The sequence below is a fragment of the Klenkia marina genome (genome assembly GCF_900101025.1).
GTDB classification, from domain to species: domain Bacteria; phylum Actinomycetota; class Actinomycetes; order Mycobacteriales; family Geodermatophilaceae; genus Klenkia; species Klenkia marina.
This window is the reverse complement of sequence record NZ_FMUH01000003.1, coordinates 457,945-470,531: the sequence shown is the minus strand read 5'-3', so window position 1 is coordinate 470,531 and position 12,587 is coordinate 457,945. Positions and strand designations below refer to the sequence as shown.

11 protein-coding genes are annotated in these 12,587 nt (G+C 74.7%); 1 reads left to right on the top strand and 10 read right to left on the bottom strand.

Annotation, left to right across the window (positions count from 1 at the left end; genetic code table 11):
• Positions 1 to 27: 27 nt before the first annotated feature.
• From BLP29_RS11910 to BLP29_RS11875, 8 genes are all read right to left on the bottom strand, one after another.
• The gene (locus BLP29_RS11910; protein ID WP_243469892.1) at positions 28 to 711 is read right to left on the bottom strand and encodes a prepilin peptidase; all 684 of its coding nucleotides are present in this window, start codon (positions 709 to 711) and stop codon (positions 28 to 30) included.
• Between the two features lie 2 nt (positions 712 to 713).
• Entirely contained in the window at positions 714 to 1,523 is an 810-nt protein-coding gene (locus tag BLP29_RS11905) for a shikimate dehydrogenase (RefSeq protein ID WP_092804462.1), read from the bottom strand.
• The gene (mltG, locus tag BLP29_RS11900; RefSeq protein WP_207798445.1) at positions 1,516 to 3,258 is read right to left on the bottom strand and encodes an endolytic transglycosylase MltG; all 1,743 of its coding nucleotides are present in this window, start codon (positions 3,256 to 3,258) and stop codon (positions 1,516 to 1,518) included. The genes BLP29_RS11905 and mltG overlap by 8 nt, the downstream gene beginning before the upstream one ends.
• Positions 3,259 to 3,262: 4 nt before the next feature.
• Positions 3,263 to 3,724, bottom strand: coding sequence for a Holliday junction resolvase RuvX (gene ruvX, locus BLP29_RS11895; RefSeq protein WP_092804459.1), 462 nt, complete (start codon positions 3,722 to 3,724; stop codon positions 3,263 to 3,265).
• Positions 3,721 to 6,390, bottom strand: coding sequence for an alanine--tRNA ligase (alaS, locus tag BLP29_RS11890; protein WP_092804456.1), 2,670 nt, complete (start codon positions 6,388 to 6,390; stop codon positions 3,721 to 3,723). The genes ruvX and alaS overlap by 4 nt, the downstream gene beginning before the upstream one ends.
• 65 nt (positions 6,391 to 6,455) lie before the next feature.
• A complete protein-coding gene (locus tag BLP29_RS11885; RefSeq protein ID WP_092804453.1) occupies positions 6,456 to 6,761 on the bottom strand; it encodes a hypothetical protein in 306 nt (101 codons plus the stop codon).
• Positions 6,761 to 7,186 carry a DUF948 domain-containing protein gene (locus BLP29_RS11880; protein ID WP_092804450.1) on the bottom strand — a complete coding sequence of 142 codons (426 nt, stop codon included), beginning with the start codon at positions 7,184 to 7,186 and terminating at the stop codon, positions 6,761 to 6,763. The genes BLP29_RS11885 and BLP29_RS11880 overlap by 1 nt, the downstream gene beginning before the upstream one ends.
• Before the next feature lie 93 nt (positions 7,187 to 7,279).
• On the bottom strand, positions 7,280 to 8,614 hold the full coding sequence (locus BLP29_RS11875; protein WP_207798444.1) for a replication-associated recombination protein A: 1,335 nt from the start codon (positions 8,612 to 8,614) through the stop codon (positions 7,280 to 7,282).
• Positions 8,615 to 8,679: 65 nt separating this feature from the next.
• Between BLP29_RS11875 and BLP29_RS11870 the strand changes: the two genes are divergently transcribed.
• On the top strand, positions 8,680 to 9,555 hold the full coding sequence (locus BLP29_RS11870) for an aldo/keto reductase (protein WP_165839366.1): 876 nt from the start codon (positions 8,680 to 8,682) through the stop codon (positions 9,553 to 9,555).
• A gap of 130 nt (positions 9,556 to 9,685) precedes the next feature.
• Here BLP29_RS11870 and BLP29_RS11865 read toward each other — a convergent pair whose 3' ends face one another.
• Entirely contained in the window at positions 9,686 to 10,771 is a 1,086-nt protein-coding gene (locus BLP29_RS11865) for a pyridoxal-phosphate-dependent aminotransferase family protein (RefSeq protein WP_092804447.1), read from the bottom strand.
• 38 nt (positions 10,772 to 10,809) lie between these two features.
• Complete coding sequence (gene aspS / locus BLP29_RS11860) at positions 10,810 to 12,558, bottom strand: aspartate--tRNA ligase (protein WP_092804443.1); 1,749 nt, start codon at positions 12,556 to 12,558, stop codon at positions 10,810 to 10,812.
• Positions 12,559 to 12,587 lie beyond the last annotated feature (29 nt).

Here is a 12,587-nt window from a genome sequence, read left to right as displayed (position 1 = left end):
TGTGCCAGCCGGGTCCGACAGGTCTGCTCAGAGCGGTCCGGTCAGGCCCGGGGCCAGCGCGCAGGCCAGGGCCGCACCCGCCAGCAGAGGCGGTCCGAACGGCACCGCCGACCGCCACCCGGCCCGCCCGGTGGCCAGCAGGACGAGGCTGGCCACCGCGCCGACGACCAACCCCAGGAACACCCCGACGACGACCAGGGTGCCGCCGCCCACCCAGCCCAGCAGCACGCCGAGCGGGGCCAGCAGCTTGACGTCGCCGAACCCGAGCCCGGCCGGGGCGGCCAGCCGGAGGGCCGCGGCCACCCCGAAGGCGGCCGCCCCGAGCAGCACGCCGTGCAGCGCCCGCGCCCCGTCGCCGGTGACCAGCGCGTCGACCGCCGTCGCGGCGACCAGCACCGCGAGGGCGGGCAGGGTCACCACGTCGGGCAGCCGGTGGGTGGCGAGGTCGACGCCGGCCAGCACGACGCCCGCGGCGGCCAGCCACAGCACGCCCCCGAGCGCCGGTCGCGGGCCGACCAGTGCCGCGCCCCCGGCCAGCAGTGCGGCCGTCAGGACGGTCGTGACCAGCGTGCGCACCCGGCCCGCGCCGGCGGTCCGGTCGCGGGTGGCCAACCGCACGGTGGCCCGTGCCAGCCACGGGCCGAGCGCTGCGCCCAGCAGACCCGCGGCCAGCGGGAGCACAGCGGTGGGCAGCGCAGCCAGCGGCAGCACGGTCAGCGGGCGAGGGCAGCGTCCAGGGCGGTGCGCATCGCCTCGATCGGCGCGGGGTGCCCGGTCATCAGCTCGACCTGCACGGTGGCCTGCCAGAACAGCACCTCTGCCCCGTGCACGGGCGTGCCGCCCACGGCGGCGACGGCGGCAGCCAGCGGGGTCGGCCAGCCGTCGTAGAGGACGTCGAGCACGGTCTGCCCGGCCGACCAGTGCAACCCGGCGACCGTGGTCTGGCCGTCGACGGGGACGGTGCTCACCACCACGGGGGCGGACACCTCGGGGGTGGTCTCGAAGCGGGCCACCCGCGCGGTCACCTCGAGGGCGTCGAGGACGGCGAGCACCCCGGCCGCGCGGCTCGGCTCGCGCACCACGACGTCGACGGTCTGGGCGCCGAGGCTGGCCAGCGCGACGGCTGCGGCGCTCGCCGTGCCCCCCGCCCCGAGGATCGCCGCGTGCCCCACCTGCTGCACGCCGGCCACCTGCAGGGCCAGGCCGACCCCGGTGACGTCGGTGTTCTCCGCCCGCCACCCGCCCGGCACCCGCACCAGGGTGTTCGCCGCCCCCAGCAGCCGGGGCAGCGGGTCGGACTCGGTGGCGAACGCCGCCGCGGCCTGCTTGCACGGCATGGTCACCGAGAAGCCGCGCCACTCGTCGTCCAGCCCGGCGAGCAGCACCGGCAGGTCCTCGGCGCCGAGGTCGAGGGCCTCGTAGGTCCAGTCGTGCAGACCCAGCGCGGCGTAGGCGGCCCGGTGCAGCACCGGCGACAGCGAGTGCGTGACGGGTCGCCCCAGGACGGCGGCCCGGTTAGTCACTCGGGTTCTCGCGCAGCCACTGCTGGAACAGCGCCACGTTGGCGTTGTGCTCCTCGAGCGTCGCGGCGAAGCGGGTGTCGCCGGTGTCGGGGTTGACCACCACGAAGTACAGCCAGTCGCCCGGCGTCGGGTTCAGGACCGCCTGCAGCGCCTCCTCGCCCGGGCTGTCGATGGCCCCCGGCGGCAGCCCTGCGTACCGGTAGGTGTTGTACGGCGAGTCGATCTGCCGGTCGTCGCTGGTGGTGGTGATGCCGCTCTTGCCGGTGGCGTAGTTGACCGTGGTGTCGAACTGCAGCGGTTGGCCGATCGCGACCCGGTTGTCGATGACGGTGGCGACCTTGGCCATGTCCTCGGTGGTGGCCGCCTCGGCCTGCACCAGGCTCGCCTCGGTGAGCACCCGCAGCCGGTCGGCCTCGGGGATCTGGAGCGAGTCCAAGGTCTGCTCGGCCCGGGCGACCATCGCGCTCAGCACCTGGGCGGCGGTCTCGCCGGGCTGGACGTCGTAGGTGGCCGGGAACAGGTGACCCTCGAGCTGGCCGTTGGCCCAGGCGGGCAGGCCCAGCTGCGCCGGGTCGGCCGCCGCGGCCTGCAGGTCGGCGAGCGGGATCTCGGAGTTGTCGGCGATGCGCTGCAGGGCGGCCTCGACCCGCAGGCCCTCGGGCAGGGTCACCCGGGCGAAGAGCCGGGACGCGGGGTCCAGCAGCCGGTCCAGCGCGGCCTGTCCGCTCATCTGCAGGGACATCGAGTAGACGCCGGGCTGGATGCCGGCAGCGGCGGGGTTCGCCGACGCCGCGTCGACGAACGGCCCGGTGGAGGCGATGACGTCGTTGCCCACGAGGGTGTTGGCGATCGCGGTCAGGGAGTCGCCGTCCTCCACCCGCACCTGCACCTCACCGCTGCCGGAGCCGGTGTAGTCGGCAGCGGTGGGGTTGACCTTGTCGATCAGCCACTGCCCACCGAGCACGATGCCGACCACGAGACCGGCCAGGACCAGCAGCGAGAGGACGACGGTGACCGGCCGGCGCTTGCGCCGGCGGGGTCGCTCGCCGGACCCACCACGGCGGCGGCCACGACGCCCCCGCTCCTCCTCGACGTCGGCGCCGATGACCTCGAGCCCACCGGTCTGGTCCCAGACCGGGTGCTCCCCGGAGGCCGGGTGGTCACCGGAGGCCGCTCGCGCGCCGGCGGCCCGGCGCTGCGCGGGCAGCTCGTCGCTGGCCGGGTAGCGGTCGAGGCGGTCGTCGACCTGCTCGACGTCGTCGTGGTGCCCGTCGTGCTCGGGGTCGTGGGGCGCGTCGTGCTGGGGGTCCCCGGCGTAGCGGGGGTGCTCGTCGGTGGACTCGGTGTCCCACGCCGGCGTGGCCCGCTGGGCCGGGGTCTCGCCCGTGGTGCCGAGCACCAGACCGGACAGCGCGGACACCGGAGGACGCGGGGGCCGCGGCGGCGTGCCCGGGACCTGGGGCGTGCGGCCGCGCGGCTGGGCGCCGGGGACCAGGGGGGTGCGGACGGTCGCGTCGGTCGCGGGCGCCGGCGGGGGGACGGCACGCCCGCGGGCGGCCTCCTGCTCGGCGGCGATGCGGCGGGCCCGGCGCCCCCCGGTGAGCGGGCCGGTGGGCTCGTCCTGGATCGCGGGGAACTCGCCGGTGTGCCACTCGGCGAGGAAGTCCGAGGCGGCCCGACCCTCGCCGTCGTGGCGGCGCCGCCGGCGGCCGGTGTCGCGGTCGTCGTCGCTCATGCGCTCACCGGCCGCCCGCGGCACGCCCGCGGTCCAGATGGCTCTGCAGGATGACCACGGCCGCTGCCTGGTCGATCACCGCGCGCTGCCGGCGGGCGTCGATCCCGCGGGCCCGGAGGTGACTGGCTGCGGTCACGGTGGACAGCCTTTCGTCGACGAGGCGCACCGGGACGTCCCCGATCCGCGTGGCCAGTGAACCAGCGTAGGCGCCTGCATCGGCGGCGGAAGCCCCGGACGCACCCGACAGGTGCCTCGGGTCCCCCACCACCACCTCCACCACCTCGTGTTCCACGACGAGAGCGGCCAACCGGTCGAGATCGGACTCGTCCTTGGCACGACGCAGCGTCTCCAGCGGCGAGGCCAGGAACCCGGTCGGGTCGGACATCGCCACGCCCACCCGCACCGTGCCGACGTCGATCCCCAGGCGTCGGCCCGGGACCCAGGCCGGCGCCTGCGGCGACGTCACGCGGCGCCGACCGCCCCGGTCAGGGCCTGCTCCACGGCGGCGAGCGCGGCGGGGATGCCGGCCGGGTCGGTGCCACCGCCCTGGGCGACGTCGGCCTTGCCGCCCCCGCGCCCGGCCACCGGCCCGGCCGCGGCACGCAGCAGGTCGTTCGCGCTGAGCCCGCGCTCCTGGGCGGCCGGGTTCAGCGCCGCGAGCAGCGCGACCTTGCCGTCGGCGGCCGAGGCGAGGACGACGGCGACGGGCTGCTCGGTGCCCAACCGGCCCCGGACGTCGAGGGCGAGCGTGCGCAGGTCCCCGCCGGACAGCCCGCCCGGTGCCCCGGTGACCAGCTGCACGTCGCCGACCGCGCGGGCCGACGCCGCCAGGTCGCCGGCTGCCGCCAGCGTCTGGGCGCCGCGCAGCTCGGCCAGCTCGCGCTCGGCGTCGCGCTGGCGGGACAGCATGCCGCTGACCCGCTCGACCAGACCGTCCTGCGGCGTCTTGAGCAGGTCGGACAGCTGTCGCACCAGGTCGCGCTCGCGGGCGAGGTAGCGGAAGCCCTCGAGACCGACGACGGCCTCGACGCGGCGCGAACCGGAACCGACCGAGCTCTCGCCGGTGAGGGCCAGGGTGCCGATCTGGGCGCTGCCGCGCACGTGGGTGCCACCGCAGAGCTCGCGGGACCACTCGCCGCCGATCTCCACGACGCGCACCTGCTCGCCGTACGTCTCGCCGAACAGCGCCAGGGCCCCGAACTCGCGGGCCTCGGGCAAGGTCATCCACAGCGCGCGGACGGCCTGGTCCTCGCGGACCGCGGCGTTGGCGACGTCCTCGATGTCGGCGCGCTGCTGGGTGGTCAGCGCGCCCTGCCAGGCGAAGTCCAGCCGCAGGTAGCCCGGCCGGTTGTAGGAACCGGCCTGCAGCGCCTGCGGGCCGAGCACCCGGCGCAGTGCGGCGTGCACCACGTGGGTGCCCGAGTGCGCCTGGCAGGCCGAGCGGCGCCACTCGAGGTCGACCTCGGCGGCGAGCTCGGCGCCCTCGCGCAGCTCGCCCTCGAGGATGCGCACCTGGTGGGACACCAGGCCCTTGACCGGCCGCTGGACGTCGACGACCTCGGCGCGGCCGCCGTCCCAGACCAGGTGGCCGGCGTCGGCGACCTGGCCGCCGGACTCGGCGTAGAAGGGCGTGGCGTCGAGGACGACGCGGGTCAGCTCGCCGGGGCCGGCGACCTCGGCGTCGCCGACGACGCCCAGCACGCGGGACTCGGTGCGCAGCGTCTCGTAGGCCCGCCAGTCGGTGGGGCCGTGCTGGGCGAGCAGCTCGGAGAACCGGCTGACGTCGACGCCGCCGCTGCGCTTGGCGCGGGCGTCGGCCCGGGCGCGGTCGCGCTGCTCGGTCATGAGCGCGCGGAACCCGGCCTCGTCGACGCTGACGCCCTGCTCGGCCGCCATCTCCAGCGTCAGGTCGATCGGGAAGCCGTAGGTGTCGTGCAGCTGGAAGGCCTGCGCGCCGGGCAGCTGCGGGGTGCCGGCCTGCTTGAGCTGGGTGACCGCGGTGTCCAGCAGCGCGGTGCCGGCGGTGAGGGTGCGGGCGAACGCCTCCTCCTCGGCGTAGGCGACCGAGGAGATGCGCTCGAAGTCGGTGGCCAGGTCGGGGTAGCTGGGGCTCATCGCGTCGCGGCTGACCGGCAGCAGCGTGGGCAGCACGGCGCCGTCGACGCCCAGCAGGCGCATGGAGCGCACCGCGCGGCGCAGCAGCCGCCGCAGGATGTAGCCGCGGCCCTCGTTGCCCGGGGTGACGCCGTCGCCGATGATCATCAGCGCCGAGCGGACGTGGTCGGCCACCACCCGCAGCCGCACGTCGGCGTCGTGGTCGGCGCCGTAGCGGATGCCGGCGAGCTCGGCGGCCCGGTGCAGGACCGGCGCCACCTCGTCGATCTCGTACATGTTGTCGACGCCCTGGAGCAGGAACGCGACGCGCTCCATGCCCATGCCGGTGTCGATGTTCTTCTTCGGCAGCTCGCCGAGGATCGGGAACTCCTTGCCCTCGCCGTCGCCGCGCTCGTACTGCATGAAGACGAGGTTCCAGAACTCCAGGAACCGGTCGCCGGCCTCGTCGACCAGCGGGCCGCCGTCGGGGCCGTACTCGGGCCCGCGGTCGTAGAAGATCTCCGAGCACGGCCCGGCCGGTCCGGCGGCGCCGGTGGACCAGTAGTTGCTGTCCTTGCCCAGCCGCTGGATGCGCTCCTCGGGCAGGCCCGAGATGCGGGCCCACGCCTCGGCCGCCTCGTCGTCGTCGAGGTAGACCGTCACCCAGATCTTCTCGGTCGGGATGCCCAGGCCGCCCTCGTCGACGGGCGTGGTGATCAGCGACCACGCCGCCTCGATGGCGCCCTCCTTGAAGTAGTCGCCGAAGGAGAAGTTGCCGTTCATCTGGAAGAACGTGCCGTGCCGCGTGGTCTTGCCGACCTCCTCGATGTCGAGGGTGCGCACGCACTTCTGCACGCTGGTGGCCCGCGGGTAGGGCGCGGGCTCGCGACCGGTCAGGTACGGGATGAACGGCACCATGCCGGCCACGGTGAACAGCAGCGACGGGTCGGGCGAGACCAGCGAGGCGCTGGGCACCACGGTGTGCCCGCGCTTCTCGAAGTGCTCCAGGAAACGGCGACGGATCTCGGCGGTCTGCATCTCAGCTCGTTCTCGATCGGGCCCGGTGGGGCGCCCGGGGTGGTGACTGCTCGGGGTGGTGCAGGTCAGGAGTCGGCGGCGTGCGCACCGCGGCGGGCCTGCAGGGCGGCCTGGCCGCCGGCAGTGGCCTCGTCGCGGGTGGGCAGCGGGGCGTCGAGACCCGTGCCGGCGCGCAGCTCGTCCTCGCGGGAGGCGGCGGCGGCGCGGACGTCGGCGCCGAAGTCGGCGATCGCGTCGCCGAGGTCGCGCAGGCCGTCGGCCAGCTGGCCGGCCACCGACTGCGGGGTGAGCCGCTCGGCGGCAGCGGACATCTTGCGGACGACGAGGACCCCGATGGTGACGCCCATCGCCAGCCAGAACACGCGGCGCATCAGCCGGCCCGCCGGGCGGCCCGGCGCGCGCGGCGCTCGGCCTTCTGGTCGCGCTGGGCGGATGCCAGGGCCTGGCCCTCGCGCTTCTTGCCGACCGCGCTGCGCACGCCGTAGCTGAACGCCGCGGCCTTGATGAGCGGGCTGCCCAGGGTGGCGGCGAAGACGCTGGTGAGCGCGGCGACGTTGCTGGAGACGTTCGCGGCGTTGCCGGTGATGTCGTCGACGCGCTCGAGGTTGGCGTTGACGTGGGTGACCGTGGTGGAGGCCTGGCTCAGGATCGGCTGGCTCTGCTCGCGGACCTGGCGGATGGTGAGCGTGGTCTCGTCGAGCGTGCGGCCGAGCTTGACCAGCGGTACGGCCAGCAGCACCACCAACAGCACCAGTGCGCCGGCGGCGATGAGGCCGGCGATCTCTCCTGCGGACACGTGGTGACTCCCCTGCTCGTGGAACTTCGACTGGTGGAACGGCGGCCCCGGCTGTCTCCAGGTCGGGGTCACCCTATCCGCGGGGTCCGAGGCTCAACGGCGCCGCCGCACGATCGCCCGGAGCTTGGCCAGTCGGGCACCGATCGCGGCCTCGGCACCGCGGCCGGTGGGCCGGTAGTAGTCGCGACCGACCAGGGCGTCGGGCGGGTACTGCTGGGCCAGCACGCCGTCGGGGTGGTCGTGCGGGTAGGCGTAGGTGGCGCCGTGCCCGAGCTTCTTCGCCCCGGCGTAGTGCGCGTCGCGCAGGCCCGGCGGCACCGGCCCGGCCAACCCGGCACGGACGTCGGCCACCGACTCGGAGATGGCCACCGTGAGCGCGTTGGACTTCGGCGCCGTGGCCAGGTGGGCGACGGCCTGGGCGAGGGCGAAGTGGCCCTCGGGCATGCCGATGAAGGCGACCGCGTCGGCCGCGGCCACGGCGACCTGCAGCGCGGTGGGGTCGGCCATGCCGATGTCCTCGCTGGCGCTGATGACCAGCCGGCGGGCGATGAACCGGGGGTCCTCCCCCGCCTCGACCATGCGGGCCAGGTAGTGCATGGCCGCGTCGACGTCCGAGCCCCGGATGGACTTGATGAGCGCACTGGCGACGTCGTAGTGCTGGTCGCCGGCGCGGTCGTAGCGGACCGCCGCCTGGGCGACGGCGGTCTCGAGCGTGGCCAGGTCGAGGACGTCGACCCCCGCGGCCCGCGCGGCGCCGGCACCGGACTCCAGCGCCGTCAGGGCCTTGCGCGCGTCGCCGCCGGCCACCCGCAGCAGGTGCTCCTCGGCGTCGGCGGCCAGCGCGACGGCGCCGTCGAGACCGCGGTCGGAGGCGATCGCCCGGTGCAGCACCTCGCGGACGTCGTCGTCGGAGAGCGACTGCAGCGCGAGCACCAGCGAGCGGGACAGCAGCGGGCTCACCACGGAGAAGAACGGGTTCTCGGTGGTGGCCGCGATGAGGCTGACGATGCGGTCCTCCACCGCGGACAGCAGGGAGTCCTGCTGGGTCTTGGAGAAGCGGTGCACCTCGTCGATGAACAGCACGGTGCGCCGGTTGCCGTGCACCAGCTCGTTCTTGGCCGCCGCGATGACCGCCCGCACCTCCTTGACCCCCGCGTCGAGGGCCGAGAGCTGCACGAACTTGCGCTTGGTGGCCAGCGAGATGACGTGCGCCAGCGTGGTCTTGCCGGTGCCGGGCGGGCCGTAGAGCACCAGCGACATGGGCTCGTCGGCCTCGACCAGCCGCCGGAGCGGTGCGCGGGGGCCGAGCAGGTGCTTCTGGCCGACCACCTCGTCCAGCCCGCGCGGCCGCATGCGCACGGCCAGCGGCGCGCCCGGGTCGACCGCGGCGGCGCGCTCGTCGGGGTCCGGGTCGAACAGGGTGCTCACGCTTGCGACGCTACCGCCGGGGGCAGACAGTCCCGGCAGACCCGAACCCGTCGAGAGGACCTCCTGTGCAGCACCGCACCATCGGCAACGACGTCGTCGGCCGCGTGACCACCTCGGCCATCGGCCTGGGCGCCATGCCCCTGTCCATCACCCCGCAGCGCCCCTCCCCCGAGGCGGCCGAGGCCGTGGTGCACGCTGCGCTCGACGCCGGCGTCCGGCTCGTCGACACCGCCGACGCCTACTGCCTCGACGCCACCGAGATGGGCCACAACGAGCGCACGGTCGCCGCCGCCGTCCGGTCGTGGGGCGGCTCGGACGACGTGCTCATCGCCACCAAGGGCGGGCACACCCGCGAAGGGAAGGAGTGGGGCCTCGACGGCAGCCCTGCGTACCTGCGACGCGCCTGCGACGCCTCGCTGCAGGCCCTGGGGGTCGACGCCATCGGGCTCTACCAGTTCCACCGGCCCGACCCGCAGACCCCGTGGGCGGAGTCGATGGGCGCGCTGAAGGACCTGTACGACGCGGGGAAGGTGCGCATGGTGGGCGTCTCCAACGCGACCGTCGCGCAGATCGACGAGGCCCGGGCGATCTGCGGCGACGCGTTCGTCAGCGTGCAGAACGAGTTCTCCCCCGGCTTCCGCTCCTCGGCCGACGAGCTCGCGCACTGCGCCGCGCACGGCATCGCCTGGTTCCCGTGGAGCCCCTTCGGCGGCATGGGCGGTGCGGGGTCGCTGGCCGAGACGGCGGCCGAGTTCGCCGCCGTGGCCGAGGAACTGGACGTGTCGGTCTACCAGGTCACACTGGCCTGGCACCTGGCCCAGGCCGACGTCGTCATCCCGATCCCGGGTGCCAGCAAGCCGCGCTCGATCATCGACTCCGCCGCCGCCACCCACGTCCGGCTGAGCGACGAACAGCTCGCGAGGCTGAACACGACCCCCTGACCCTCCCGCCCCGTCCGGGGCGCGAGCGTGCAGTTGCGGTTGCCTGCCTCAGCGCGCCGACGGGTGTCGGCGACCGCAACTGCACAGTGGGCCGGGGCGACTGGGCCCGGGCGAGGGAAGCCGGGGCCCCTCAGGCGAGGACGGCGTCCAGCGCGGCGAGCACCGTGGCCACCGTGTCGGGTCGGGCGTTGTGGCCCATCATCCCGATGCGCCAGACGGTCGCGGCGTACTGGCCGACCCCGCCGCCGATCTCGATCGAGAACTCGTCGAGCAGACGCTTGCGCACCGCGGCCGAGTCGACGCCCTCGGGCACCCAGACCGTGGTGAGCTCGGGCAGCCGGTGGCCCTCGGCGGCGAACAGACGCATCCCGCGCTCGACCAGACCGGCCTGCAGCGCGCCACCGGCGGCGGCGTGCCGGGCGTGGACGGCGGGCAACCCCTCCTCCAGCACCCGGCCCAGGCCGGCGTGCAGCGAGACGACCATGCCCGTCGGGGCGGTGTGGTGGTACGTGCGCCCACCGGAGCCCGCGGCCTCGCCCGCGTAGCCACCGAGCATGCCCAGGTCGAGGTACCAGGACTGCGGCTTCTCGATGCGCCGCTCCCAGGCCCGGTCGGAGATGGTGAACGGGGCGAGCCCGGGAGCGACGCCCAGGCACTTCTGCGAGCCCGAGTAGGCGATGTCCACGCCCCACTCGTCGAGAGCCACCGGGATGCCGCCCAGCGACGTCACGCAGTCGGCGACCAGCAGCGCGTCGCCCTTGCCGGCGCCGAGCGCGGCCATGTCGGACTCGACGCCGGTCGAGGTCTCGGCGTGCACCGCCGCGATGACCTTGGGCGCAGGGTGCGCCGAGAGCACGCGGTCGGCGTCGACCGGCTGCCCCCACTCGTGCTCGACGGCCACCACCTCGGCGCCGGTGCGCGAGGCGACGTCGACCATGCGCTGGCCGAACAGCCCGTTGACCGCCACGACCGCCACGTCGCCGGGGCCGAGGGTGTTGACGAACGCGGCCTCCATGCCGGCCGAGCCCGTGGCCGACAGCGGCAGGGTGCGGCGGTTCCCGGTGCCGAAGACCGTGCGCAGGCGGTCGGAGGTCTCGTCGAGCACCTCGAGGAACATCGGGTCGAGGTGACCCAGCAGCGGCTGCCCGAGGGCGACCGTGGCCTCCGGGTAGGGGTTGCAGGGGCCGGGTCCGAGCAGGGTGCGAGCGCGCAGCATGTGGCGCACGTTACCCAGCCCGGACCACGGCCGGCCGGTCAGGACTCCTGCGCGGCAGCCTTCGCCGGGGCGCGGTCGGCGTCGATGCCGGCCTCCTTGCGCTGGGCGTCGCTGATCGGCGTCGGGGCACCGGTCAGCGGGTCGTAGCCGGCGCCGGTCTTCGGGAAGGCGATGACCTCGCGGATCGAGTCGACCCCGGCCAGCAGAGCCGTCAGGCGGTCCCAGCCCAGCGCCGCACCGGCGTGCGGCGGCGGGCCGTAGGCGAAGGCCTCGAGGAAGAAGCCGAACCGCTCGCGGGCCTCCTCGCGGGACATGCCGAGGGTCTCGAACACCCGCTCCTGCAGCGCGGCGTCGTGGATGCGGACCGAGCCGGACATGCACTCGTTGCCGTTGATCACCAGGTCGTAGGCGTCGGACAGCGCCGCACCCTTGTCCTCGGCGAACCGCTCGCGCCACTCGGGGGTGGGCGAGGTGAACGGGTGGTGCATGAAGGTCCAGCCGCCGTCCTCGGTCTCCTCGAACATCGGGAAGTCGACGACGAACAGGAACGACCACGAGCCCTCGGGCACCAGCTCGAGGCGCTTGGCGATCTCGTTGCGGGCGGCGCCCAGCAGCTCCTGGGCCGGACGGCGGGGCCCGGCGGCGAAGAAGATGCAATCCCCGGGCTGCGCGCCGACCGCGGCGACCAGGCCCTCGCGCTCGGTGTCGGAGATGTTCTTGGTGACCGGCCCCCCGAGCGTGCCGTCCTCGGCGACCGTGACGTAGGCCAGGCCCTTGGCCCCGCGCGAGCGGGCCCAGTCCTGCCAGGCGTCGAAGGTGCGCCGCGGCTGCGACCCACCCCCGGGCATCACGACGGCACCGACGTACGGCGACTGGAAGACGCGGAACGGGGTGTCGGCGAAGAACGACGTCAGCTCGGTGAGCTCGACGCCGAAGCGGGTGTCGGGCTTGTCGGACCCGAAGCGGTCCATGGCCTCGCGGTAGGTCATCCGCGGGATCTCGCCGACCTCGTGGTCGGCCAGCTCGCGCCACAGCTCGGTGACCACGGCCGAGGCGACGTCGAGGACGTCGTCGCGGTCGACGAAGCTCATCTCGAAGTCCAGCTGGGTGAACTCGGGCTGGCGGTCGGCGCGGAAGTCCTCGTCGCGGAAGCAGCGCGCGATCTGGTAGTAGCGCTCGAGCCCGCCGATCATCAGCAGCTGCTTGAACAGCTGCGGGGACTGCGGCAGGGCGTACCAGGAGCCGGGCTGCAACCGGACGGGGACGACGAAGTCACGCGCCCCCTCGGGGGTGGAACGGGTCAGCGAGGGCGTCTCGACCTCGGTGAACCCGAGGCCGGCCATGACCCCGCGGGCCACCCGGTTGACCTCGCTGCGCAGCTTCATGACCGTGGCCGGCCCCTGACGGCGCAGGTCGAGGTAACGGTGGGCGTACCGGACGTCGTCCCCGGCGGCCTGCGCGGTCTCGATCGGGAAGGGCAGCGGCGCCGAGGTCGAGAGCACCTCGAGCGTCGAGGCGACGACCTCGATCTCGCCCGAGGGCAGCTCGGGGTTCTCGTTGCCCTCGGGACGCCGCTGCACGTCGCCGGTGACGAGGACGCAGAACTCGTTGCGCAGCGCGTGCGCCTCCTCCTCGCGGACGACGACCTGGGCGTAGCCCGACCCGTCGCGGATGTCGAGGAAGACCACCCCGCCGTGGTCACGGCGGCGGGCGATCCAGCCGGCGAGGGTGACGGTGGTGCCGGCGTCGGCGGCCCGGAGGGTGCCGGCGTCGTGGGTGCGGAGCACGGTGCTGCCTTTCGAGAGGGCGGGGTGGC

Excerpts from the sequence above, each read along its gene's own strand:
- mltG (WP_207798445.1), bottom strand. The coding sequence starts at position 3,258 with ATGAGCGACGACGACCGCGACACCGGCCGCCGGCGGCGCCGCCACGAC.
- alaS (WP_092804456.1), bottom strand. The coding sequence starts at position 6,390 with ATGCAGACCGCCGAGATCCGTCGCCGTTTCCTGGAGCACTTCGAGAAG.
- BLP29_RS11885 (WP_092804453.1), bottom strand. The coding sequence starts at position 6,761 with ATGCGCCGCGTGTTCTGGCTGGCGATGGGCGTCACCATCGGGGTCCTC.
- BLP29_RS11865 (WP_092804447.1), bottom strand. The coding sequence starts at position 10,771 with ATGCTGCGCGCTCGCACCCTGCTCGGACCCGGCCCCTGCAACCCCTAC.